We start from the raw sequence: 22,615 nt of genomic DNA on the forward strand, positions 1-22,615 counted from the left end.
TTCAGACGGCCCAATATCAAAGGCCGTCTGAAACATTCACTAGAGGAATATCCATGAGCAGTACCAACCACGTTGAATTAAGAAACGTGACCAAGCAGTTTGGCAGCCAAAAGGCCGTCAACCAAGTCGATCTGGTTCTCAAGGCTGGCGAGAGCGTCGGCATGGCAGGACACAACGGTGCAGGCAAATCTACCATTATGAAGCTGATACTCGGCCTGATTACGCCGACCGAGGGCGAAGTGATGCTTTTGGGAGAGCCGACCGGCAGTAAAGCAGGGGCGCAGCGTCGCAGCCAAATCGGTTACCTGCCTGAAACGGTTGCATTGCACCCTTCATTGACCGGTATCGAAACCATGGATTTCTATGCCAAACTAAAAAAACAGCCCCTGAGTAAAAACCGCGAATTGCTCGAGCGTGTCGGCATTTCCCAGGCCGCACGCCGCCGTGTCGGCACTTACTCTAAAGGTATGCGTCAACGCCTCGCTTTGGCACAAGCCTTGTTGGGCGAGCCTAAAGTTTTATTGTTTGACGAGCCAACTACCGGCCTTGATCCGGCTTCACGTCAAATGTTTTACGAAGTTGTGCGCGAACTCAATGGGCGCGGCGCAACCGTATTGCTCAGCACCCATGCACTGGCCGAGCTTGACGGCCACGCCGACCGCATCATCGTTATGAAAAACGGCGTGAAAGTTGCTGACGGCAGCATGGATGAGTTGCATGTTCAAAGCGGTCTACCGCTGACCGTCAACGTCCGCTTGAAAGAAGCGCGCCCGTTGAGCGAGCGTTGGCATCCGCTTTCAGACGGCCTGTCGTATAAAGCGCAATGTAAAGCCGAAGAGCGTATGGGACTTTTGAGCGAATTGGGTGATTTGGGCAGTCTTGCCTACATCGATATCCACACGCCAACACTTGATGATATGTACGCGCAATTCTTGAAGAGGGAAGACGTATGAACCCCGTTTGGATTATTACCGGCAAAGAAGTCCGAGACAGCCTGCGCAACCGTTGGGTTCTTGCCGCCGCACTTTTGCTTGCCGCATTGGCACTGTCATTAGGCTTTCTCGGCAGCTCGCCTACCGGTTCGGTCAAGGTTGATCCCTTGACGGTAACTGTAGTCAGTCTGTCCAGCCTGTCTATCTTCTTGATCCCGCTGATTGCGATGTTGCTCTCTTATGATGCACTGATCGGCGAAATCGAGCGCGGTACAATGGCGTTGTTGCTAAGTTACCCCATCTCGCGCAACCAAATCCTTGCCGGTAAATTTATCGGCCACCTCATCATTCTTGCCCTTGCTACCACCGCAGGCTACGGATTGGCAGGTATTACCCTTCAGCTTGCCAACGGCGGTTTTGATATTGCCGCATGGCAACCTTTCGCCCTTTTGATTGCTGCCAGCGTGATTCTTGGCGCAGCCTTTTTGTCCATGGGCTATTTGATCAGCGCAAAAGTTAAAGAACGCGGTACAGCCGCCGGTATCGCCATCGGCGTATGGCTGTTTTTTGTCGTTATTTTCGATATGGCGCTTTTGGGTGTTTTGGTTGCCGATACCGAACAAGTCATTACCGCGCCTGTAGTGGAAACCGTTCTTCTGTTCAACCCCGCAGACATTTATCGCCTGCTGAACCTGACGGGTTACGAAAATACAGCCATGTATGCCGGCATGGCAGGTTTGAGCGAACAAATCAGCCTGAGTATGCCTATTTTGCTGACGGCTCAGGTATTATGGGTTATCATTCCTTTGATTTTAGCCGCCTGGATTTTCGGAAAGCGACAAATATGAGAAAAATATTATTGACAACCTTCACACTCATCGCATTGGCAGCCTGCAGCAAGCAGGACAACAGCCCTCCGCCTGCGCCCCAACAAATCAGCGACAGCGCGGTCGGTCATTACTGCAGCATGAATTTGACTGAACACAACGGCCCTAAAGCGCAAATCTTCTTGAACGGCAAACCTGACAAACCGGTTTGGTTTTCCACCATCAAGCAGATGTTCGGCTATACCAAACTGCCCGAAGAGCCTAAAGGCATTCATGCCATCTATGTTACCGATATGGGTAAAGTCAAAGATTGGGAAAAACCCAATGCTGACACTGAATGGATAGATGCGAAAAAGGCCTATTACGTTATTGAAAGCAGCTTTATCGGCGGCATGGGTGCGGAAGACGCGCTTCCGTTTGCCGACAAGGCTCAGGCTGAAAAATTCGCCAAAGAAAAAGGCGGCAGAGTAGTCGGTTTTGCAGAGATGCCCGACGAATACATTTTCAAATAAAACAACCAATAAAGGCCGTCTGAAACAGTTTCAGACGGCCTTTGTGTTGGAAGCTGCCGATTGCTGATTTAATGAATGCGGCTTTCAATATAAAGATAAAAAATCTAAGGAATACTTTATGTCCACCCCTTTAACGCGCCGCCGTTTCCTTGCCATAGCTGCCACCCTTGCCGCCGGTGTCAGCATTCCTTTTGCCATCAGCCGCAAAACCAATCAGCTGACTCATTCAGCCAGCCCGAATCAAGAAGGGCAGCCTGTTATCTGGAAAGGGATTGCATTAGGCTCGGGTGCGGAATTGCGTTTGTTCGGCGTTGGGCGCAGGCAGGCGGAGATACTGATCAACAAAGTATTGGCAGAAGTTTCACGGTTGGAAAAAATCTTCAGCCTGTATCGGGACGACAGCCTGATCAGCCGTTTAAACCGAGAAGGCCGTCTGAAGAATCCGCCATCCGATTTTTTGCAGCTGCTCAGCATCAGCCGAGATATACATCAGCTGACGCAAGGTGCATTTGATCCCAGCATTCAGCCTTTGTGGAATCTGTATGCCAACTATTTCAGGAGAAACCCCAAAACCGAAACGCCACCATCTGAACGCAGTATCAAAGACACGCTCAAATTAGTGGATTTCAACAAAGTCGATTTTGATACTAAAGAAATCCGTTTTGCCCAAAAAGGCATGGGCTTGTCGCTTAACGGCATTGCCCAAGGCTATATCACCGACAAAGTAGCCGAATTGTTGAAGCAGCAAGGCGTTACCCAGGCATTGATTGATATGGGGGAGATTTACGGCTTTGATAATGCCAACCAGCGCGAGTGGAATGTCAGCATTCGCAATCCTGACCAAGAAGACCAAATCCTGACCACCATTGCCATGAAAAATCAAGCGTTTGCCACATCGGGTGGCTATGGCACGGTGATGGACGAAGCTGGCAAATTTACCCATCTTTTTGATCCGCGTACAGGCGGAAGCCAACCGCGCTATAAAAGCATGAGCGTCATGGCGGAAAGTGCGGCAGTTGCCGATGCTTTTTCTACCGCATTTTCTATTATGGATGAAGCGGCCATCCGAGCAGCGGCCCAAGTTAAAAAGGCACAGGTTTGGCTGGTGATGCCAAATAATGAATTGAAGAAGATTTGAGATTGAGAAAAAGAATAGTTTTGCCAGTTGCTTTGAATATATGAATAAGGGAAAGTCTAAAATATTGAAATAATGAAATATAAAAAAAGAAGGGCTGCCCAAGGGGCAACCCTGAAACTCTTGCAGCTGGGAGTAATTAGCAAGAGATTACGACACTTAAAACAAAAATTCACTCATTTCAAAGCACGAAGCTTTAATATCTAAGCAAAACGGTATTTCGACCGCTCAAACCCCTTCGATACGGAGAAACACAACCTACATGGGAAAATCCGACAAAGTGGTTTGAAGCAATTCAGATGAACGGTCTGTAATGCAGATAACCGGATGTCTTTAGATAAACGGTATAATATCAGGATAAGCGGAACATTACTAGTGAATATTATAAAAAAGTAGAATAATTCATTTAGTGATTGATTATATTGAATAAAAACATGATTTCTTATTGAACTTTTTTACAACATATTGATTTGGTTTTAAAAAGGGAATTACGTAAGTATTTGGCGTTAATCAAAAAACTTGTTTTGAGCTTTGAGAAGAGATAATCAATAGAAAAAGGCCGTCTGAATGTTCAGACGGCCTTTTTTCAAAAAGTTACTTATTTGGTTGCAGAAGCAGTAGAAGCAGCTTCGGCTTGAGCGCCTGCAGCTGCGTTTTCACCCCATGCCGCAGGATATTTGTAACCGGCAAAGCGTTTTTGTGAGTAAGCTTTGAACTCGTCAGAGTTGTAGGCTTCGGTTACATCTTTCAGCCATTGGCTGTCTTTGTCGGCAGTGCGGACGGCAGACCAGTTAACGTAGGCAAAGCTTGGCTCTTGGAACAGGGCTTCGGTCAGTTTCATGCCGCTGCTCATGGCGTAGTTGCCGTTAACGATGGCAAAGTCAACGTCGGCACGGCTGCGTGGCAGTTGGGCGGCTTCAAGCTCTACGATTTGGATATTTTTTGGATTCTCGGCAATATCGTTTTTAGAAGCAGTCAGCGGATCAACGTCGGCTTTCAGTTTAATCCAGCCCAATTCGTTCAACATAACCAATGCACGGGCAAAGTTGGATGGGTCGTTAGGCGCAGAAACGCTGACGCCGTCTTTCACTTCGTCCAAAGATTTCAGTTTGCCAGGGTACAGGCCCAAAGGTGCAGTCGGTACTTGGAAGGCTTCAGTGATGTCCAGTTTGTGTTCTTTTTTGAAGTCATCCAGATAAGGTTTGTGTTGGAAGATGTTGATGTCCAATTCGCCTTCAGCCAAAGCAAGGTTGGGGCGCACATAGTCGGTGAACTCGATCAGTTTGACTTTATAGCCTTTTTTCTCCAAAGCCGGTTGGATTTGGTCTTTTACCATATCGCCGAAGTCGCCGACGGTTGTACCGAAGACGATTTCTTTTTTCTCTGCGCCGTTGTCGGCAGAAGAAGCAGCAGAGGCAGCAGGCGCGCTGTCTTTTTGACCACCGCAGGCAGCCAATACGATGGCCAGCGCAGCAGCAGAAAGGGTTTTGAAGAATGTGTTGGTTTTCATATTTTGCTCCAGATGGATGATAAAACGGTTTCAGACGGCCTTAAGCTGCCGCCGTCAAAAAAAGAGGAATTGTAAATCTATTTTGGGAATATGAGGGTGTTTTTTGTAGATTTATTTGGTATATCCTAATATGTTCTAAATAGATAACAGGCCGTCTGAAAAATAGTAAGTCCATTTCAGACGGCCTGGTTTGTTTAACGTTTATCCAGTTTGCGCGCCAATCTGTTGCCGATACCTTGAATCAGGATAACGAGTAAAACCAGGATGGCAACGATGAAGATGATGACTTCCATTTGATAGCGGTAGTAGCCGTAACGGATAGCAAGGTCGCCCAAACCGCCGCCGCCAATCATACCTGCCGCCGCGCTGTACGACAAAAGGCCAATAGCCAGTACGGTAATGCTGGAAACCATACCTGCGCGCGCTTCATTCAAAAGCACTTTGCAGATGATGCTCATGGGTGAGGCACCCATTGCGGAGGCCGCTTCAATTACGCCTCTGGGTACTTCGCGCAGGTTTTGCTCAACCAGACGGGCGAAGTAGAATAGGCCGGATACGCTCAATACCAATGAGGCGGCAACCGGGCCGATGGTCGTGCCGATGATGGCGCGTGTAACAGGAATCATGGCAATCATCAGGATGACGAAAGGGAATGCGCGCATCAGGTTGACCAGGTTGTCCAAAAACAAATTCAGCTGTTTGTTGTAGTGCAACTGATGGCTTGACGTCACAAACAGCAATACGCCCAAAATCGTACCGAAGATAACGGCGAAAGTAGTCGATAGGCCGACCATAATAAAGGTTTCGCCCAAGGCTTGGATAATTTCGCCCTTCATGCTGACGATGGTCTCAACAGCACTTTCAAATGTTAAATCTGCCATATTAGTCCTCTCGAATCAGCTCTTGCCCGATTTCGGATTGGGCATGGATTTGGTTGCCGTGTACTTCAACGATTTCCAGCAGACGGCCTTTATCCAAGAGGGCGGCACGGTCGCACAGGCGGCGGATAACGCTCATTTCGTGGGTAACGATGACGATGGTTACGTTGAAACGTCGGTTGATGTCTTCCAAACATTTCAAAACGCTGCGCGTAGTGGCGGGGTCGAGGGCGGAAGTGGGTTCGTCGGCGAGGATGACTTGAGGTTGCGGCGCCAGCGCACGGGCAATGCCGACACGTTGTTTTTGACCGCCGGAAAGTTGGGACGGGTAATGGTTGGCACGGTCTTGCAAGTCGACAATTTCCAAACATTCTTCAACACGCGCTTGGATTTTTTTAGACGGCCATTTGGCAATTTCTAAAGGGAAGGCGACGTTTTCGGCAACGGTACGGTTGCTCAATAGGTTGAACTGTTGGAATACCATGCCGATGTTTTGTCGGGCGTGGCGCAGTTGCGTGGCGTTGAGTGCGGTCAGCTCTTGGCCGCACACGCTGACGGTACCTGTATCCGGACGTCCCAATAAGTTAATCAGGCGCAGCAGGGTGGATTTGCCTGCGCCGGAATAGCCCATCAAGCCAAAGATTTCACCCTGTTTGATTTCGAGGCTGGTCGGCTCGACGGCGACAAAGTCTTTGTTGTCGCGTGTTTGATAGTGTTTGGAGACGTGATCCAGAATAATCATGGTTTATCCGTGTTTTCTTTAATTCGTGTGGCCATCAGGGTGTGCAGACGGCGGTTGTCGGCGCGTGCGACGGTAAATTGCAGGCTGCCGATGATGACTTTTTCGCCGCGTACGGGCAGGTGTCCCAATTCTTGAATGACCAGGCCACCGATGGTATCGGCTTCTTCGCTGCTGTATTCCGTACCGAAGAAGGTGTTGATGTCTTTGATTTCGGTGGCAGCGTGGATGCGCCAGCGTTCGGAAGAAACGGCGTGGATATTGTCGGCGCTGTCGTCTTCATCAAATTCGTCTTCGATGTCGCCGACGATTTGCTCGATGATGTCTTCAAAGGTTACCAGGCCGGATGTACCGCCGTATTCGTCAATGACAATCGCCATGTGGTTGCGTTGTTCGCGGAATTCTTTTAAAAGGGAGGCCAGTGATTTGCCTTCGGGGACGAAAACGGCAGGGCGCAAGACGGATTTCAGGTGGAACTGCTCGGGGTTGAACATATATTTGAGCAGGTCTTTGGCGTGCAAAATGCCCAAAACTTCGTCTTTGTCTTCGCCGATGACGGGGAAACGCGAATGGGCGGTTTCGATGATGTAGGCCGTGATGCGCTCGATGCTGTCGTTTTCTTTCAATACGTTCATGCGGCTGCGCGTAATCATGGCATCGCGCACTTCCAGCTCGGCAAAGTCCAATACTTTTTCCAGCCGGGTCAGTGTGTCGGCATCAAAAACTTCCTGCTCGTGCGCTTGGCGCAGCAGGGTCAATACGTCTTCGGCGGAATCAGGCTCGCCGGCAAGTCGGGAGATTAGGCGTTCGAAAAACTTGGGTTTCGACTGCGTACCGTCCATTTTAATATTCGTCCTCTTGGTAGGGGTTGGGGAAGCCTGCCGCCAGCATCAGGCGGATTTCTTCGGCTTCCATTATTTCGGCTTCATTGTCTTCGATGTGGTCGTAGCCCATCAGGTGTAAAGTACCGTGTATGGTCAGGTGGGCAAAATGCTGCTCAGGTGTTTTGCCTTGTTCGGCGGCCTCTTTCAAAACCACTTGCGGACAAATTACCAAATCGCCATACAAGCCGTCTGAAAACTGGTCGGGCAGGATTTCGCCTTCGTTGAGCGCGAAACTCAATACATTGGTGGCGTAATCCTTGCCGCGGTAGTCGCGGTTGTAGGCGCGGGCTTCTTCTTCGTCCAGAAGAATCAGGCTGATGTCTGCGCGGCGGTATTCGTTTTTCAAGGCCGACCACGCCCAGCGGTAGAAGTCGTTCTCTGACGGAAGGTTGGCGGCGGAAGAAGCGTTTTCAAAGCTCAGATGAAAACGTTGCCGCTGTAAGGATAAAAAAGGATATTTCTTGGCGCGTTTCATGTTGTCCGGAAAATTTGGTTTTTAGGCGTAAATATAACATATTCACCCCCATGCCGTCTGAAAAAACGCCCAAAATATGATAGACTTCATGCCGTTTTCCATCTTTCAGGCAACCATTATGAACCCGAAAAAACTCGTTATCGCCAGTCGCGAAAGCCTGCTTGCCATGTGGCAGGCAAAACACATCCAAGGCCGTCTGAAAGCCCTGTATCCCGATTGCGAAGTCGAGATTTTGGGCATGACCACGCGCGGCGACCAGATTTTGGACAGAACTTTGTCAAAAGTCGGCGGTAAAGGCTTGTTTGTCAAAGAGTTGGAGCAGGCTTTGTATGACGGCCGGGCCGACTTGGCCGTGCATTCGATTAAAGACGTGCCGATGGATTTACCTGAAGGTTTTACGCTTGCGGCCATCGGCGAACGCGCCAATCCGTTTGACGCATTTGTGTCCAACCAATACGCGCGTTTGGAAGAAATGCCCAAAGGCGCTGTCGTCGGCACATCCAGCCTGCGCCGCGAAGCCCAGTTGCGCGTGCGCTATCCGCATTTGGTTATCAAACCTTTGCGCGGCAATGTGCAAACCCGTTTGTCCAAACTCGATAACGGCGAATACGACGCGATTATTTTGGCTGCCGCCGGTTTGCAGCGTCTGGAATTGGACGAACGCATCCGCATGATTTTGTCGGAATCCGACAGTCTGCCTGCCGCCGGACAAGGCGCATTGGGTATTGAAATTGCAGCGCATCGCGAAGATTTGTACGAAGTCTTAAAGCCTTTGAACCACGATACCACACACGCCTGCGTTACGGCCGAACGTGCGTTGGCGCGCGCTTTGGGTGGAAGTTGCCAAGTGCCGCTGGCCGCATATTGCACTGAAGAAAACGGCTTGCTGACCTTGCGCGGCTTGGTCGGTCATCCTGACGGTTCGGTAATTTTGCAGGCGGATGCGCAAGCCCCTGCCGAATACGCCGATGCCTTGGGTCGTGCAGTCGCCAAAAAACTGGCAGATGATGGTGCGGAAGAATTGATTGCTGCCGTATTGCAAGAATAGGCTTAAAACAGCATAGATCATTTAAAAGGCCGTCTGAAACTTTCAGACGGCCTTTATTTTTTGATGCTTAAGGATTCATAATCCGCGCAACCAAAGCTTTTTCTTTGCCTTGCATATTCGGGATTTTGACCTGAATGCCGTTGCCTGGGGCAACATCGACAGGCTGGCCTTTGCGGGTCATTTGTTCCAATTTGATGGTTTGGTTGCCGCTCGGGTGGATGATTTCGAGTGAATCGCCGACAGCGAAGCGGTTTTTAACTTCGATTGTCGCCCAGCCGTTTTCATCAATTTCGGTAACGTGGCCGACGTATTGGCTTTGTTTGGCGGTGGAATGGCCGCTGAGGTAGTTTTGGTAGTCTTGAGTTTGGTGGCGTTCGAGGAAGCCGCTGGTGTAGCCACGGTTGGCGAGGCCTTCGAGTTCGCTCAACAGGCTGTAATCAAACGGACGGCCTGCAACGGCATCGTCAATCGCTTTGCGGTAGGACTGGGCCACGCGTGCAACATAATAGAGCGATTTGGTACGGCCTTCGACTTTGAGGCTGTCCACACCAATTTTTGCCAGTTTCTCAACCACTTCAATGCCGCGAAGGTCTTTGGAGTTCATGATGTAGGTGCCGTGTTCGTCTTCCATAATCGGCATCATTTCGCCCGGGCGGTTGGACTCTTCAATCAGGAAAACTTTGTCGGCGTAGGGATGGCGTTTTTGACCATTGATGCCTTCAAAGTTTTGGTTGGCTTCTTCTTGAGCTTTTTCAAAGTTGAAACCTTGCAGAAGTTGGGCGTCGCCTGCATCGCTTTCAGTGGCGTTGTGAACCTTGTAGTCCCAACGGCAGGAGTTGGTGCAGGTGCCTTGGTTGGGGTCGCGATGGTTGAAATAGCCGGAGAGCAGGCAGCGGCCGGAGTAGGCGATACACAATGCGCCGTGAATGAAGACTTCGAGTTCGATGTCGGGGCATTCTTGGCGGATTTCGGCGATTTCTTCCATGCTCAATTCGCGCGACAGAATAATGCGCTCAACGCCGATGTTTTGCCAGAATTTCACGCCCCAGTAGTTGGTGGTGTTTGCCTGTACGGACAGGTGAATCGGCATTTCCGGCCATTTTTCGCGCACAGTCATAATCAAACCCGGATCCGCCATAATCAACGCGTCGGGTTTCATGGCAATCAAGGGCTCCATATCGGAAACAAAGGTTTTGAGTTTGGAGTTGTGCGGCAGCGTATTGACGGTCAGGAAGAATTTTTTGTTGCGCTCGTGCGCTTCTTTAATGCCTTGCTCGAGGACGTCGAGTTTGGCAAATTCGTTGTTGCGGGCGCGCAGGGAGTAACGCGGGCTGCCGGCGTAAACGGCATCTGCGCCGTAATCGTAGGCGGCGCGCATGCGTTCGAGGCCGCCTGCAGGCAATAAGAGTTCGGGTACTTTCATGTTTTATGCTTTTTAAAATGTTTTCAGACGGCCCTTAAGGAAAGAGGGAAGGCCGTCTGAAAGATGTTTGAAGAATGGGCGGATTATCCGCTGTTTTTGTGTTTCGGTCAATTTTGTGTCGGGTTTGCGCTTTGTTTTTTATACGGAAAATGTCCTATATGGGCAAAGGTGAAAAGGGGCTTTAATTTATTAGAAATGTAAAAAAAGCAGGGTTGGGCGGAATAATTTAACAAAAAACCGTTCAAGCAATGTATTTTCTTGTAAAATATCAAGCTTCATTTTAAAAAATATTCGGATTAGTTACCGATTTTGACCGACGGAAGGTTTATGGATTTTCGTTTTGACATTATTTATGAATACCGCTGGATGTTTTTATACGGCGTGTTGACAACGCTGGGACTGACGGTGGTTGCAACGGCAGGTGGCTCGGTTTTGGGTTTGCTGTTGGCATTGGCGCGTTTGATCAATCCGGAAAAAGCCGGTGTGCCGATGCGTGCCTTGGCTTGGGTGTTGCGTAAGATTTCTTTTTGGTATGTTACGCTGTTCCGCGGTACGCCATTGTTTGTACAAATTGTGATTTGGGCTTATGTTTGGTTCCCATTTTTCGTTCACCCGGCCGACGGTGTGCTGATTAGCGGCGAAGCAGCTGTTGATCTGCGCCGTTCTTATGGTGCGCTGATTGCCGGTTCTTTGGCTTTGGTTGCGAACTCGGGTGCGTATATTTGTGAAATTTTCCGTGCCGGTATTCAATCGATTGATAAAGGCCAAATGGAAGCTGCGCGTTCTTTGGGGCTGACCTATACTCAGGCGATGCGTTATGTGATTTTGCCGCAAGCTTTGCGCCGTATGTTGCCGCCATTGGCCAGTGAGTTTATTACGTTGTTGAAAGACAGCTCATTGCTTTCCGTCATTGGCGTGGCAGAGTTGGCTTATGTACAAAGCACGATTACCGGCCGCTATTCTGTCTATGAAGAGCCGCTTTATACAATTGCGCTGATTTATTTGGTGCTGACAAGCTTTTTGGGTTGGGTATTCCTGCGATTGGAAAACCGTTACAATCCGCAACACCGCTAATCGCTTTAAATCAAAAAAAGGAAGACTTTTTCAAGTCTTCCTTTTTTTATTTGCTGTCAATGTTTCAGACGGCCTTGAATCAGAATGCTTCACCGACTTTGACACCGCCAGCGATGTCTTTTGGCGTTGCCAGTTTGGCAGTTGCTTGTTGGGCGGCTTGGAATGCTTCGGTTGCCATGATGTCGGCGGCTTCTTGTACGGTCAATGTGTTGGCCATGTATTGCCAACGCGCTGCCAAGTCGGCGTTTGCCGGTGCGTGGAAACCGTCTCGCAATTCATCTACCAAATCGGGACGGTTGCACACCAGTACAATATCGCAGCCTGCTTCAAAAGAAAGGCGGGCGCGTTCTTTAATACCGCCGACACCGCATGCGCCTTCCATGGTCAGGTCGTCTGAAAAGATAACGCCGTTAAATCCGATTTCTTGGCGCAGGATTTGTTTCAGCCATTTTTCGGAGAAGCCGGCAGGTTGGCTGTCGGTTTGCGGGTATACGACGTGGGCAGGCATGACTGCGGCCATGCCTGCTTGGCTCAATGCTCGGAAGGGGATAAGGTCTGCGGCTTCTAGCTCTTCTCGGCTGCGTTCGTCGCAAGGCAGGACGTGATGGCTGTCGCCTTCGACAAAGCCGTGGCCGGGGAAGTGTTTGCCGCAAGATTTCATGCCGCCTTTGTTCAGACCTTTTTGCAGGGCAAGGGCAAGCTGGGTAACGATGTTGGCGTCGCGGTGGAAACTGCGGTTGCCGATGACGGCGCATTGACCCCAGTCCAAATCCAATACAGGCGTAAAGGATAGGTCGATACCGCAGGCGGAGAGTTCGGTTGCCAAAACCCAGCCGACTTGTTCTGCTTGGGTACAGGCGGCTTCTTGGCCTTCGTTATCCCAAATTTCGCCCAATACATTCATGGCAGGCAGGCGGGTGAAGCCGTCAATAAAACGTTGAACCCGTCCGCCTTCGTGGTCGACGGCGATGATAAGTTCAGGTGTACGGACGGCTTTGATTTCTTGAACCAAAGCTTTGAGCTGGGAAACGTTTTCAAAGTTGCGGCGGAACAAAATAACGCCACCGACGGCAGGGTCGAGCAGGCGTTGTTTTTCTTCTTCGGTCAGATGATAGGCAGCGACGTCGGCCATGGCTGGGCCGCGTGGAAGATGAGGCGTATTCATTGTTTTGTCCTGAATAATGTATCTATTGGATAATCGTTATGTTCAGACGGCCTGAGAGTGTAAGAATATCTCAGGCCGTCTGAATATTGGTTTTGAATTAGGCAGTTGCTTTTTTCTTGTCTTTTAAGATGAAAACCAACACAACCATCACGATGCCGGTTACCACAAAACCTAAAGGCGCAGAGCCGGTCATGCCCAGTGCGAGGTAGCCTGTGGCAGCAGATGCGGCTACGGTCAGCGCATAAGGGAATTGCGAGGTAACGTGGTCGATGTGGTTACAGTGTGCGCCGGTAGAAGAGAGGATAGTGGTATCGGAAATTGGCGAGCAGTGGTCGCCAAATACGGCACCGGCCATTACGGCAGACATGCAAGGGATAATCAGCGAAGGTTCGACTTTGACGGCCATGGCGGCGGCAATCGGCAACATGATGCCGAATGTGCCCCAGCTTGTGCCGGTAGCGAAGGCCATCACGCCTGCGAGCATAAACAAAATCACGGGTAGGAAGCCTGCGTGGATATTGCCTGCCACCAAAGTGGAGAGGTATTCGCCGGTGTGCATCTCGCTGACAACGGTGCTGATGATCCATGCCAAAATTAAGATGGTAATGGCACCGCGCATAGAGATGATGCCCTGCCAAATGGCTTTAGGGTAATCGCCGGTTTTGATGGTGCCGATGGTGCAGAGGATGACGGCCAATACGCCGCAGGTGCCGCCGAATACGAGGGAAGTGTTTACATCGGTATTTTCAAATGCGCTGAGCAAAGAGAAGGTTTCAGAAGCTTGTGCGCCAGTGTAAATCATGGCGGAAACAGTGGCGACGATCAGTACCAAAACCGGCACAATCAGAGCGAATACGCGACCGTTGGGATGGCCTGTTTCAACGGTTTCATCATGAGTTTCGTTCAAAGCGGCGCGTTCCAAACGGGCCATGGAGCCGATGTCGAAGGAGAACCAGGCCACGACAAACACCATAATCAATGCGAAGACGGCGTAGTAATTCATCAGGCTCATGGCCACGAATGCGCCCATTGGTGTGTAGTCTGTGATGTTGTAAGTCACCAAAAGGCCTGCCAAAGTAGCAATAATCGATGCCCCCCAGCTGGATACAGGCATCAAAACGCACATCGGCGCGGCAGTGGAGTCAAGGATATAAGCCAGTTTGGCGCGGGAAACTTTGAATTTGTCGGTTACAGGGCGGGCAATCGCGCCGACGGCAAGGCTGTGGAAATAGTCGTCAATAAAGGTAACGAATACCAGGCAGGCAGTCAGCAGCTTCGCACCACGGCGGCCTTTGATGTGCTGTTTTGCCCAATCGGCAAATGCTTGGTTACTGCCTGAATGCGTCAGCAGGGAAGTGAAAATCCCCAAAAGCACTAAGAAGAGCAGGATTTTGGGTTTGCCCAAAGACCAATCGCCGTCCGCCCAAGTCAGGCTGACGGCCATGTCTTTCAAGTGAACCAAGGCATCAAGCGGATTACCGCCTACCAGCAGGAATGAGCCGACGATAATGCCGACACCCAAGGACAGCAATACACGACGCGTGGCAATGGCCAGGGCAAGCGCGATGGCTGCAGGAATAATGGATAAAATAGAATTCGAATAATTAATAAGTTGCATAATTATATTGTATATAAGCGGTGAAATATTTTCAGACGGCCTAAACTGGAAGACGGATAACAAAATACCCACCGCCTCTGACAGATGGGTATTTTATCATTTAACGCATCATCATGCCGTCTGAAAATCTTGCTATTGCAGATTTAGCGCGAGGAACAAAGTATTGCCTTCGCGTTGTACCAAAAGCGGTACGTTTTTGCCTGCGCTTTCCAATGCGCTACGGAAAGTGGATTCGTCATTGACGCTGATTTGGCTGACGGCAATAATTTCGTCGCCGCGTTTGAGGCCGGCACGTTCGGCCGCACCGCTAACGCGCAGAACGATTAAGCGTTGTTTGCCGTCTGCGTTTTCAACCTGCAAAGTTAGGCCTGCATTTTCAACGGTAAATCCGTCATGGCCGCCTTCGTGTTGCGGGTGTTCGGCTTCTTTTGCAGAAGTTTCCGTTTGTTCGGCTGCGCTGCCAAGTTTGACTTTGACATCGGTTTGTTTGCCGCCGCGCCAAATGCTCAAAGTCACTTCTTTGCCCGGCATCATCGAGCCGACCATGACCGGCAAGTCGCTGGAGGCACGGACTTCTTCTCCGTTTACGCTGCGGACAATATCGCCGACTTGCAACCCGGCTTGTTGCGCTGCGCTGTTCGGCATGATTTTGGCAATCAGCGCGCCGCTTGCTTTGTCCAAACCGAAAGATTTGGCCAAATCGTAAGAAACTTCTTGGATAACCACGCCTAATTGACCGCGTTGGACTTTGCCGTTGGCTTTTAATTGATCGGCCACATTCATGGCAACATCAATCGGAATGGCAAACGAAATGCCCATGAAACCGCCGCTTCGGCTGTAAATTTGCGAGTTGATGCCGACTACTTGGCCGCGGAGGTTGAATAACGGGCCGCCTGAGTTGCCGGGGTTGATGGCAACGTCGGTTTGGATGAACGGCGTGTAGTTTTCATTCGGCAGGCTGCGGCCTTTAGCGGAGACGATGCCTGAAGTTACGCTGTTGTCAAAGCCGAAAGGTGCGCCGATGGCGGCTACCCATTCGCCCGGTTTCAAATCTTTCGGATTGCCGATTTTGACAACCGGCAAGTCTTCTTGCGGCTCAATTTTTAAGAGGGCAACGTCGGATTGGGCGTCTGAGCCGACCAGTTTGGCCGTGTATTCGCGTTTGTCGTTGAGCAGGACTTTGATATTGCCCATGCCAGCAACCACGTGGGTATTGGTCAGGATATAGCCGTCTTTGCTGATGATGAAGCCGGAGCCGAAATTCAGATCGTCGCTTTCGGTATCTTCTTGCGGCATGTCTGGCATATTGGGAACAAGGCGTTTGAAGAACTCGTAAAACGGATCGTTGTCGGGAAATTGGCTCAGGTCCATGCTGTGGTCGTCATCCGGTGTCGCAGAGCGTTTTGCCGGTGTCGCTTGAATATTGACGACGGCCTGTCCTTCGTTTTGCACCAGTTGGGCGAAGTCGGGCAACAACATACCGACTTTTCCGTCATCGGTATTGGTTTCAATACGTTGAACGAGTTCTTTGTTTTCGTCTTTGTCGAAAAAGGTGCTGACTTTGTCGCAACCTGAAAGAAGGGAAGCTGAGAGGACAGCAAGGGCCAGATATGTGTTTGTTTTAATATGCACGAAAGTTCCTTTTGCCGGTGCCTATCGTATTGTCGGCATGCGTTTGAATCGGCAGGCAGTTTTATTGTTTGAATGCTGTTTAAATGTATAAGGTAGGATTTTTACACTTTAACGGTTTTTTTTCAAGCATTTCATTTTAAATGAAAAAATGATAATTGGGATTTTATTGTTTTAAGGCCGTCTGAAAACTTTTGAATATGACCTGTCGGTCGGTTCGCTTTTTTCAGACGGCCTTTAAATTGTGGTCAGTCGTGTTGATCCAAATGGTAGATCTGTGCCACGGCATCGATTAATTCGTTGTTGTCCGAGCCAGCTTTATTGAGCGTGCGTGTCGGAGAGTGGAGCAGTTTGTTGGTCAACTGAATGGAGAGGCGTTCGAGGACATCCTCGGCGGATACGCCTTTTGCCAGTTGCTTCATGGCATTTTCCAATACTTGGCGGCGTGCACGTTCACCTTCGTCGCGCAAGGCGCGGATAAGCGGAACGCTTTGGCGGTTTTTCTGTAGGCGGATAAATTCGCTGACTTTTTCTTCCACCATGCTTTCAGCCGCCGCCGCTGCTTTTTTGCGCGCATCTTTACCGCTTTGGACAATGTCCATCATGTCGTCTACGGTATAGAGATATGCGTCTTCCAATTCGCCGACTTCGGCTTCGATATCGCGCGGAACAGCCAAATCCAGCAGGAAAACAGGCATGTTGTGGCGTTTTTTCAATGCGCGTTCGACCATGCCTTTGCCGACGAGTGGGAGTTGGCTGGCAGTGGAAGAAACAACCACGTCGTAATCGTGAAGAATATCGGGCAATTCGTTCAGCAGGCAAGCTTCGGCGTTGACACCGAGTTTGTCGCACAATTCCTGCGCGCGCTGGTGTGTGCGGTTGGCAACGGTAATGAGCTTGGGATTTTTGGCGGCAAAATAAGTAGCCACCAGCTCAATCATTTCGCCTGCGCCGATAAAAAGGACGTTCAGATCAGAAATGGAAGGGAAGATTTGCTCTGCCATTTTGACCGATGCAGAAGCCATGGAGACGGAGTTTTCGCCGACAGCAGTGTCGGTACGCACTTCTTTGGCAACGGCAAAGGTTTTTTGAAACAGGGCGTTTAAGTGGGTGTTGATGCTTTCCTGTTCTTGCGCAACGCGGACGGCATCTTTGATTTGACCGAGAATTTGCGGTTCGCCCAAGACCATGGAATCTAAACCGCAGGCGACGCGGAAGGCGTGGCGGACGGTTTCATTATTATCTAAGGTATAGAGGTAAGGGCGGATTTCTTCGGCAGGCAGGTCGTGATATTGTGCCAACCAGTCGATGATTTTTTCGGTTTCGCCGACGCAGTAAAGCTCGGTGCGGTTGCAGGTAGAAAGAATGACTGCTTCTTCCGCCGCCTCACTACGCGCGAGGTTGGACACGGCATCCGGCAGATTTGCAGCTGCAAATGCCAGTTTTTCGCGTATGCTCAAGGGCGCGGTTTGGTGATTGAGTCCGACGACGGTAAGTTGCATGGTTATGGTATGACTGGGTAGTGTGTGTGGTGGGTATTATAGCTTAAGTGGGCTTTAAAATGAATGTGTTGGGGGAGAAGATGCAATGAGGTTTGCCATCGAAAAGGCCGTCTGAAAAGATTCAGACGGCCTTTTATCAAGAAAGGCTTAAACGGCTTCAGCTTCTTCTGCCAAGAAACCGCGCAGTTTTTGCATAGCTTTGGCTTCGATTTGGCGGATGCGTTCGGCAGATACGCCGTATTCGGCAGCCAATTCGTGCAGGGTCAAACCGCCATCGTCTTGCAACCAGCGGCTTTCAACGATACGGCGGCTGCGGTCGTCCAGTTGTGCCAAGGCGTTTTGCAGACCTTCGGTTTGCAGGGCGTAGTGGGCTTGTTTGGACAACTGGCGGCTAGGCTCTGCATCGTGATCGGCCAACCAGTCGATAGGGGCGAAGTTGTCTTCGTCATCGTTGTTTTCTGCCATGATGCCGATATCGTGACCGGTCATGCGTTGTTCCATTTCCAAGACTTCGGACAATTTGACGCCCAAATCGTCGGCGATTTCTTGCGCTTCTTTTGGAGACAAGGCATTCAGGTTTTTACGCATGCTGCGCAGATTGAAGAACAGTTTGCGTTGCGGTTTGGTTGTGGCAACGCGGACCAAACGCCAGTTGCGCAAAATGAATTCATGGATTTCGGCTTTAATCCAATGCACGGCAAACGAAAACAGGCGCGCGCCGCGGCTCGGTTCGTAGCGTTTGACGGCTTTCATCAGGCCGATATTACCTTCTTGAATCAGGTCGGCTTGGTTGAGGCCGTAGCCGTCGTAACCGCGTGCAATGGATACGACGACGCGAAGATGAGACAGAATAAGCTGTTTGGCGGCGTTGAGATCGCCTTTTTGTTGACGTTCGGCCAGTTGTGTTTCTTCTTCGGCAGTCAGCATGGGAATGCTGTTGACAGTATGAATGTATTGCTCGAGGCTACCGTTGCCGCTGTGGATAACGGGTAATGCAAAAGCTTTATTCATAAAGGATACTCTCCTTGATTGGGCCGTCTGAAAACGGCTTTTTGTTTATTGTGTGACAAGCAGTATAACACTGCCTGTGGTTTGTTTTGTTATGGGTTGGATTTTTTCTGTAAATTAACGATAGATCCAATAGTTTTTACTGCTTGAATCGCAAGGGTTGATTGTCTTAGAAAATTTGAGTGATTTGCTAGGTTTTGGCTAAGTATATTACAAACATTTCTGTATGTAAATAGTTTTGGTGATAAAAAAGACCTTGTATAACAAGGTCTTAAAAATTTTTTATTCTGGTTTTTTCCGGCCAATCAGGATAAGGAATACGCCGATAACGGCCAAAATGCTGATAAGCCATGTTGAGCCGCCTGCTTTCATATAAGGCGTTTCGCCGATATAGCCTTTAACGTGGCCTTCGAGGACGGTTTCTGTATCCGGTTGGGCTTCGGCAACAATCGTACCTTTAGGGGAAATAATGGCGGTCGCGCCGGTATTGGTGGCGCGAACCATGTAGCGGCCCAGTTCCATTGCACGCGCTTGGGACTGTTGAAGCTGCTGGTACATGGCATTGGACTTGCCATACCACGCCATATTGCTGATGTTGGCAAGCAAGGTGGAGCGTTTCGCCGTTGCAATGAGTTCGTCGCCGAAACCGTCTTCATAGCAGATATTGAAGGCGACTTTTTGATCTTTCATCACCAAAGGCGCTTGGTTGTCGCCGCCTTTTTGAAAGTCGGCCAAAGGCATATCCATCATTTTATAGAGGCGCTCGGTAATGGTGGGCAAGGGCTTGTATTCGCCAAATGGAACGAGGTGGTTCTTGGCGTAGTAGGGGATGGTATCGGAAGTGCTGTTGTGATAGTCGCTCAAATTGATGACTGCATTTTCGTAGCCGTTGCCGTCGGGCGTATATTGGCTGATACCGATGGCCAACGCGCTGCCGTTGCTTTGCGCTTGCTCGGCGAATTGTTCCAAGATGCCTTCGGGCAGGTCTTGGCGCATCAGTGGCAGGGCGGTCTCGGGCAGGATGACGATGTCAGCACTGGTTTTGCTGATTTGTTCGTAGTATTTCTGAATGGTTGGGATGATTTGCTCTTCTTTCCATTTCAGATTTTGCTCGATATTGCCTTGAATCAGGGCAACCGTGCTGGTGCTGCCGTCAGGGCGGGTGTATTCGGTTTGTTGGGAAATGTAGCCGACGGAGCAGAGTGCAACGATAAGGAATAAGGGCAGGAGGCGGTGTTTCAGACGGCCGTGGTTGTCAATCAGCAACACCAGCCATGCGCTGAGAAAAGCGGTTGCCAGCGTGACCATATGAATGCCGCCCAAAGGCGCGAAGCCTGCCAACGGGCTGTCTTTGATGATTTGGGAATAGCCGATTGCACCCCAGCCGAATCCAGTCAGGAAACGTTCGCGGGCAAATTCTGCCAGCGTCCACAAAATCGGCAGCAGGAGGCCGGTTTTGGCCCAGCGCGACAGGTTGCATTTTCTCCACACCCAAAAACAGATGGCCGGATAAAGCGCAAGAAATGCCGGCAGCAGGAAGGTGAGGGGGATGGCGTATGAATCCGGCAAACCCGAAACATCATGCAAGGCAGTGTGTATCCAATAAAACTGCGCCGTATAACCGATTAATCCGAACAGATAGGCAGTCATGACGGCAAAGCGTGGACGCAATTCAATCAGGCGTATCAGCGCGCCAAACAACAGCGGCATCAGCCAGAAATGATAATACGGGGCGAAAGTGAACGGTGTCGCGGCGGCAATCAAGATGACCAGCGGCCAGTAAAGCAGCGGATGTTGCCAATATTGTTCGAGTTTACGGAAAATATTCATGCTTTAAATGGTATTGAGGCCGTCTGAAAAGTTTTCAGACGGCAGGGAAACAAAATCAGTCTTTTTGAAACAATTTCATTGCAGGCAGGACGATTGCGCAAGCCAATGCACCGGCGGCTACTCCGACCACCAAGTTGGCGATATGTTCCATCATGCCGCTGTCCCAATGCTGTGCGTGGAGGAAATCGTGCAAAAAGCCAAGGTTGTGGGTGATCAGTCCGCCGCCAACCAAGAACATCGCCAGCGTGCCGACAATGCTCAAGCCACGCATAAACCAAGGCATAAATGAAATCAAACTGCGTCCGATACCTTGCACAGCAACGCTTTTTTGGCGCATCAACATCATGCCGAGGTCGTCAAGTTTGACGATAATGCCGACCAAACCATAGACCAATGCCGTCATGCCGACACCGATGGCGGCCATAACCAAAGAACGCGTCATCAGGTCATATTTTTCAACAACGCCCAGCGCGATAATAATAATTTCGGCGGAGAGGATGAAATCTGTGCGGACCGCGCCTTTCACTTTTGTTTTTTCGTCTGTGACTTCAGGCTCGGCATCGTGTCCGTCTTCGTGTTCATTGCGGTGCAAGAATTTGTGCAACAGTTTTTCCACGCCTTCAAAACACAAATAAACACCGCCGATCATCAACAAGGGCGTAATCAGCGCTGGCAGGAAAGCGGAAAGCAACAGTGCAAGCGGCACCAGAATCAGCTTATTGACCAGAGAGCCTTTTGCTACCGCCCAAATAATCGGCAATTCGCGCTCGGCGGATACGCCGGTTACCTGATTGGCGTTGAGCGCCAAATCGTCACCGACCACGCCGGCGGTTTTTTTTGCGGCGACTTTGGTCATCATCGCTACGTCGTCCAAAACGGCGGTAATGTCGTCCAAAAGCGTAAAGAGAGAGGCGAAGGCCATAATGTTGTCCGGATAAAATCAAATAAACGCGCGATTATATATGAAAATTCAGTTGCTTGAATGGTTTCAGACGGCCTTTGACGGAAATTAACCAAAGGCCGTCTGAAAATGCTATTTCGGCGTATAACGTCCAGCCATGGCTTTATACACCATATTTTCGTATTTCAAGGCTTCATAGCGTTGGTTCAGTAGGTTTTGCGCCGAGCTGTATTCCGAATTCAAAGCCTCCAGCCAGTCTTTCAGCTCGTTTTTACCGTGTTGGTAGCGTACTTGATAGTAATGGCTGTTTTTCTTGTCCAACTGATAACGCTGTTCTTGATTGGCAAGGCTGGCCTGCGCGTTTTTGTAGGCAAGGTAATTGGTGTTGACCTCGTTGAGCGCGGTAGTCAGGGCTTTTTCAAAATTCAGCTTGGCACTGTCCATCTCCGCTTGTACGGTTTTGTCTTTCCATTTCATGATCTGCCAATTAAGGAAAGGCAGATTGATGGTGGCCGATCCGCCTAACATAGGGATATTGAACGTGCTTTTCGCTTTATCGGAAGACGTACTCAAACTTGCGTCCAAAGTAATCGACGGATACCAACTGCGTTTTTGCGCGTTGACCGATTGCTGCGACGCCTGCAGGCGGTATTCGGCGGCGCGCAGGTCGGGGCGGTTGGCTAAAACGGTAATCGGTACGTCCAAGTTCACGCCTTTGACCGGCAGCAGGCGGAATTGTGCCGGATCGGCGGCCATGTTTTCAGACGGCCTTAAATTCAATAAATTACGCAAAACCTGTTTTTGCGTATCCAAATTGTTTTGCAAAGACAACAGGCTGTTTTCTGCGCTCAGCAATGACTGTTTGGCTTGGGTCGGCTGGCTTGAGTCGGCTCGGCCGTAGTGGAACTTGGCATTCGCAATGCGGTTGATTTCCTGGTATTGCTTCAGCGATTTTTTCGCCAACTCGATGGCTTCGTTCAGGTAGGAGATATTGAAATACGCATCGGCGACATTATTAATCAAAGTCAGGCGTGTATTGGCCATGTCTTCATGCGTGGCTTGGTATTCCCATACCTGCGCATCGGCAGTGGCACTGAGTTTGCGCCACAAATCCAATTCGTAGCTCAAACCAAGCTGGCTGCTGAAGGTATTGCCATGGCTGCCGGTTTTCAGGTTTTTAGAAGCGTTCGCGCCCAACGATCCGCTGAACGAAGGCACCAAATCCGCGCCCAAAATATTGGCTTGATACAAAGCTTTGTTGACGCTGATGGCGGCCTGTTTCAAATCGACATTGTTCGCCAGCGCCTGCTCCATCAGCGCATTGAGCTGCTGGCTTTGGTAGATTTCCCACCAGTTGCCGTTTACATCGTAGCGTTCGGCAGTTTCCGCCGCGCTCATGACTTGGCCGGTCGCTTCCAGCGTCAGGTTCGGATTGGCTTTAGGCGCGGCGCACGCACTTAGGGCAAGGGCAACAGCCAATGATAAGGCTGCTTGGGAAAAAGGTTTCGTCTTCATAAAAAATCTT

General features: G+C 50.1%; 20 protein-coding genes. 6 read left to right on the forward strand and 14 right to left on the reverse strand.

The window, feature by feature from the left end:
- The first annotated feature begins 53 nt into the window (after positions 1 to 53).
- The 4 genes from ACTHTG_RS07805 (at position 54) to ACTHTG_RS07820 (ending at position 3,409) form a co-directional block, all read left to right on the forward strand.
- Positions 54 to 953: an ABC transporter ATP-binding protein gene (locus ACTHTG_RS07805; protein ID WP_004519672.1), complete on the forward strand. Its 900-nt coding sequence runs from the start codon at positions 54 to 56 to the stop codon at positions 951 to 953.
- Positions 950 to 1,780: an ABC transporter permease gene (locus tag ACTHTG_RS07810; RefSeq protein WP_004519673.1), complete on the forward strand. Its 831-nt coding sequence runs from the start codon at positions 950 to 952 to the stop codon at positions 1,778 to 1,780. Before ACTHTG_RS07805 ends, ACTHTG_RS07810 begins: the two co-directional genes overlap by 4 nt.
- Positions 1,777 to 2,271, forward strand: a complete 495-nt coding sequence (locus ACTHTG_RS07815) for a nitrous oxide reductase accessory protein NosL (protein ID WP_004519674.1) — start codon at positions 1,777 to 1,779, stop codon at positions 2,269 to 2,271. Before ACTHTG_RS07810 ends, ACTHTG_RS07815 begins: the two co-directional genes overlap by 4 nt.
- A gap of 118 nt (positions 2,272 to 2,389) precedes the next feature.
- Complete coding sequence (locus tag ACTHTG_RS07820; RefSeq protein WP_070587445.1) at positions 2,390 to 3,409, forward strand: FAD:protein FMN transferase; 1,020 nt, start codon at positions 2,390 to 2,392, stop codon at positions 3,407 to 3,409.
- 595 nt (positions 3,410 to 4,004) lie between these two features.
- On the opposite strand, the gene ACTHTG_RS07825 is transcribed toward ACTHTG_RS07820, so the two are convergent.
- The 5 genes from ACTHTG_RS07825 to ybeY all read right to left on the reverse strand — a co-directional run bounded on the left by ACTHTG_RS07825 (position 4,005) and on the right by ybeY (position 7,892).
- Positions 4,005 to 4,916 carry a MetQ/NlpA family ABC transporter substrate-binding protein gene (locus tag ACTHTG_RS07825; protein ID WP_070587443.1) on the reverse strand — a complete coding sequence of 304 codons (912 nt, stop codon included), beginning with the start codon at positions 4,914 to 4,916 and terminating at the stop codon, positions 4,005 to 4,007.
- Positions 4,917 to 5,110: 194 nt separating this feature from the next.
- Complete coding sequence (locus ACTHTG_RS07830) at positions 5,111 to 5,797, reverse strand: methionine ABC transporter permease (RefSeq protein ID WP_070587440.1); 687 nt, start codon at positions 5,795 to 5,797, stop codon at positions 5,111 to 5,113.
- Position 5,798: 1 nt separating this feature from the next.
- Positions 5,799 to 6,536 (reverse strand): methionine ABC transporter ATP-binding protein, encoded by a 738-nt coding sequence (locus ACTHTG_RS07835; RefSeq protein ID WP_440360611.1) that lies wholly within the window; start codon positions 6,534 to 6,536, stop codon positions 5,799 to 5,801.
- Positions 6,533 to 7,375, reverse strand: a complete 843-nt coding sequence (locus ACTHTG_RS07840; RefSeq protein WP_049344871.1) for an HlyC/CorC family transporter — start codon at positions 7,373 to 7,375, stop codon at positions 6,533 to 6,535. Before ACTHTG_RS07840 ends, ACTHTG_RS07835 begins: the two co-directional genes overlap by 4 nt.
- Position 7,376: 1 nt before the next feature.
- Positions 7,377 to 7,892, reverse strand: coding sequence for an rRNA maturation RNase YbeY (ybeY, locus tag ACTHTG_RS07845; protein ID WP_049344870.1), 516 nt, complete (start codon positions 7,890 to 7,892; stop codon positions 7,377 to 7,379).
- A gap of 118 nt (positions 7,893 to 8,010) precedes the next feature.
- Here ybeY and hemC point away from each other — a divergent pair, with 118 nt between their 5' ends.
- Complete coding sequence (gene hemC / locus ACTHTG_RS07850) at positions 8,011 to 8,940, forward strand: hydroxymethylbilane synthase (RefSeq protein WP_107848928.1); 930 nt, start codon at positions 8,011 to 8,013, stop codon at positions 8,938 to 8,940.
- A gap of 67 nt (positions 8,941 to 9,007) precedes the next feature.
- Here hemC and trhP read toward each other — a convergent pair whose 3' ends face one another.
- Positions 9,008 to 10,363, reverse strand: a complete 1,356-nt coding sequence (gene trhP, locus ACTHTG_RS07855; protein WP_004519683.1) for a prephenate-dependent tRNA uridine(34) hydroxylase TrhP — start codon at positions 10,361 to 10,363, stop codon at positions 9,008 to 9,010.
- 327 nt (positions 10,364 to 10,690) lie between these two features.
- On the opposite strand from trhP, the gene ACTHTG_RS07860 reads away from it, so the two are divergent.
- The gene (locus ACTHTG_RS07860) at positions 10,691 to 11,437 is read left to right on the forward strand and encodes an amino acid ABC transporter permease (RefSeq protein ID WP_049344868.1); all 747 of its coding nucleotides are present in this window, start codon (positions 10,691 to 10,693) and stop codon (positions 11,435 to 11,437) included.
- A 79-nt stretch (positions 11,438 to 11,516) separates the two neighbouring features.
- Here the strand turns inward: ACTHTG_RS07860 and nagZ are convergent, their stop codons facing one another.
- The 8 genes from nagZ to ACTHTG_RS07900 all read right to left on the reverse strand — a co-directional run bounded on the left by nagZ (position 11,517) and on the right by ACTHTG_RS07900 (position 22,605).
- A complete protein-coding gene (nagZ, locus tag ACTHTG_RS07865) occupies positions 11,517 to 12,602 on the reverse strand; it encodes a beta-N-acetylhexosaminidase (RefSeq protein ID WP_440360612.1) in 1,086 nt (361 codons plus the stop codon).
- A gap of 97 nt (positions 12,603 to 12,699) precedes the next feature.
- A complete protein-coding gene (locus ACTHTG_RS07870; RefSeq protein ID WP_308538629.1) occupies positions 12,700 to 14,220 on the reverse strand; it encodes a Na+/H+ antiporter NhaC family protein in 1,521 nt (506 codons plus the stop codon).
- A 132-nt stretch (positions 14,221 to 14,352) separates the two neighbouring features.
- Positions 14,353 to 15,852 carry a DegQ family serine endoprotease gene (locus tag ACTHTG_RS07875; protein WP_004519688.1) on the reverse strand — a complete coding sequence of 500 codons (1,500 nt, stop codon included), beginning with the start codon at positions 15,850 to 15,852 and terminating at the stop codon, positions 14,353 to 14,355.
- 245 nt (positions 15,853 to 16,097) lie between these two features.
- Entirely contained in the window at positions 16,098 to 17,351 is a 1,254-nt protein-coding gene (gene hemA, locus ACTHTG_RS07880; protein ID WP_440360613.1) for a glutamyl-tRNA reductase, read from the reverse strand.
- A 147-nt stretch (positions 17,352 to 17,498) separates the two neighbouring features.
- The gene (rpoH, locus tag ACTHTG_RS07885; RefSeq protein ID WP_004519690.1) at positions 17,499 to 18,362 is read right to left on the reverse strand and encodes an RNA polymerase sigma factor RpoH; all 864 of its coding nucleotides are present in this window, start codon (positions 18,360 to 18,362) and stop codon (positions 17,499 to 17,501) included.
- A 279-nt stretch (positions 18,363 to 18,641) separates the two neighbouring features.
- Positions 18,642 to 20,189 (reverse strand): apolipoprotein N-acyltransferase, encoded by a 1,548-nt coding sequence (gene lnt, locus ACTHTG_RS07890; protein ID WP_004519692.1) that lies wholly within the window; start codon positions 20,187 to 20,189, stop codon positions 18,642 to 18,644.
- Between the two features lie 55 nt (positions 20,190 to 20,244).
- Positions 20,245 to 21,111 carry a DUF808 domain-containing protein gene (locus tag ACTHTG_RS07895; protein ID WP_049344865.1) on the reverse strand — a complete coding sequence of 289 codons (867 nt, stop codon included), beginning with the start codon at positions 21,109 to 21,111 and terminating at the stop codon, positions 20,245 to 20,247.
- 111 nt (positions 21,112 to 21,222) lie between these two features.
- Positions 21,223 to 22,605, reverse strand: coding sequence for a TolC family protein (locus ACTHTG_RS07900; protein ID WP_440360614.1), 1,383 nt, complete (start codon positions 22,603 to 22,605; stop codon positions 21,223 to 21,225).
- Positions 22,606 to 22,615: the final 10 nt, after the last annotated feature.

The sequence above is a fragment of the Neisseria sp. P0017.S009 genome (assembly GCF_051957375.1).
In the GTDB taxonomy this organism is placed as follows: domain Bacteria; phylum Pseudomonadota; class Gammaproteobacteria; order Burkholderiales; family Neisseriaceae; genus Neisseria; species Neisseria perflava.

Coding starts and splice junctions, on each gene's coding strand:
- ybeY (WP_049344870.1), bottom strand. CDS start 7,892: ATGAAACGCGCCAAGAAATATCCTTTTTTATCCTTACAGCGGCAACGT.
- ACTHTG_RS07820 (WP_070587445.1), top strand. CDS start 2,390: ATGTCCACCCCTTTAACGCGCCGCCGTTTCCTTGCCATAGCTGCCACC.
- trhP (WP_004519683.1), bottom strand. CDS start 10,363: ATGAAAGTACCCGAACTCTTATTGCCTGCAGGCGGCCTCGAACGCATG.
- ACTHTG_RS07830 (WP_070587440.1), bottom strand. CDS start 5,797: ATGGCAGATTTAACATTTGAAAGTGCTGTTGAGACCATCGTCAGCATG.
- rpoH (WP_004519690.1), bottom strand. CDS start 18,362: ATGAATAAAGCTTTTGCATTACCCGTTATCCACAGCGGCAACGGTAGC.
- lnt (WP_004519692.1), bottom strand. CDS start 20,189: ATGAATATTTTCCGTAAACTCGAACAATATTGGCAACATCCGCTGCTT.
- hemC (WP_107848928.1), top strand. CDS start 8,011: ATGAACCCGAAAAAACTCGTTATCGCCAGTCGCGAAAGCCTGCTTGCC.
- ACTHTG_RS07900 (WP_440360614.1), bottom strand. CDS start 22,605: ATGAAGACGAAACCTTTTTCCCAAGCAGCCTTATCATTGGCTGTTGCC.
- ACTHTG_RS07895 (WP_049344865.1), bottom strand. CDS start 21,111: ATGGCCTTCGCCTCTCTCTTTACGCTTTTGGACGACATTACCGCCGTT.
- nagZ (WP_440360612.1), bottom strand. CDS start 12,602: ATGAATACGCCTCATCTTCCACGCGGCCCAGCCATGGCCGACGTCGCT.
- ACTHTG_RS07870 (WP_308538629.1), bottom strand. CDS start 14,220: ATGCAACTTATTAATTATTCGAATTCTATTTTATCCATTATTCCTGCA.
- ACTHTG_RS07810 (WP_004519673.1), top strand. CDS start 950: ATGAACCCCGTTTGGATTATTACCGGCAAAGAAGTCCGAGACAGCCTG.
- hemA (WP_440360613.1), bottom strand. CDS start 17,351: ATGCAACTTACCGTCGTCGGACTCAATCACCAAACCGCGCCCTTGAGC.
- ACTHTG_RS07840 (WP_049344871.1), bottom strand. CDS start 7,375: ATGGACGGTACGCAGTCGAAACCCAAGTTTTTCGAACGCCTAATCTCC.
- ACTHTG_RS07825 (WP_070587443.1), bottom strand. CDS start 4,916: ATGAAAACCAACACATTCTTCAAAACCCTTTCTGCTGCTGCGCTGGCC.
- ACTHTG_RS07835 (WP_440360611.1), bottom strand. CDS start 6,536: ATGATTATTCTGGATCACGTCTCCAAACACTATCAAACACGCGACAAC.
- ACTHTG_RS07860 (WP_049344868.1), top strand. CDS start 10,691: ATGGATTTTCGTTTTGACATTATTTATGAATACCGCTGGATGTTTTTA.
- ACTHTG_RS07805 (WP_004519672.1), top strand. CDS start 54: ATGAGCAGTACCAACCACGTTGAATTAAGAAACGTGACCAAGCAGTTT.
- ACTHTG_RS07815 (WP_004519674.1), top strand. CDS start 1,777: ATGAGAAAAATATTATTGACAACCTTCACACTCATCGCATTGGCAGCC.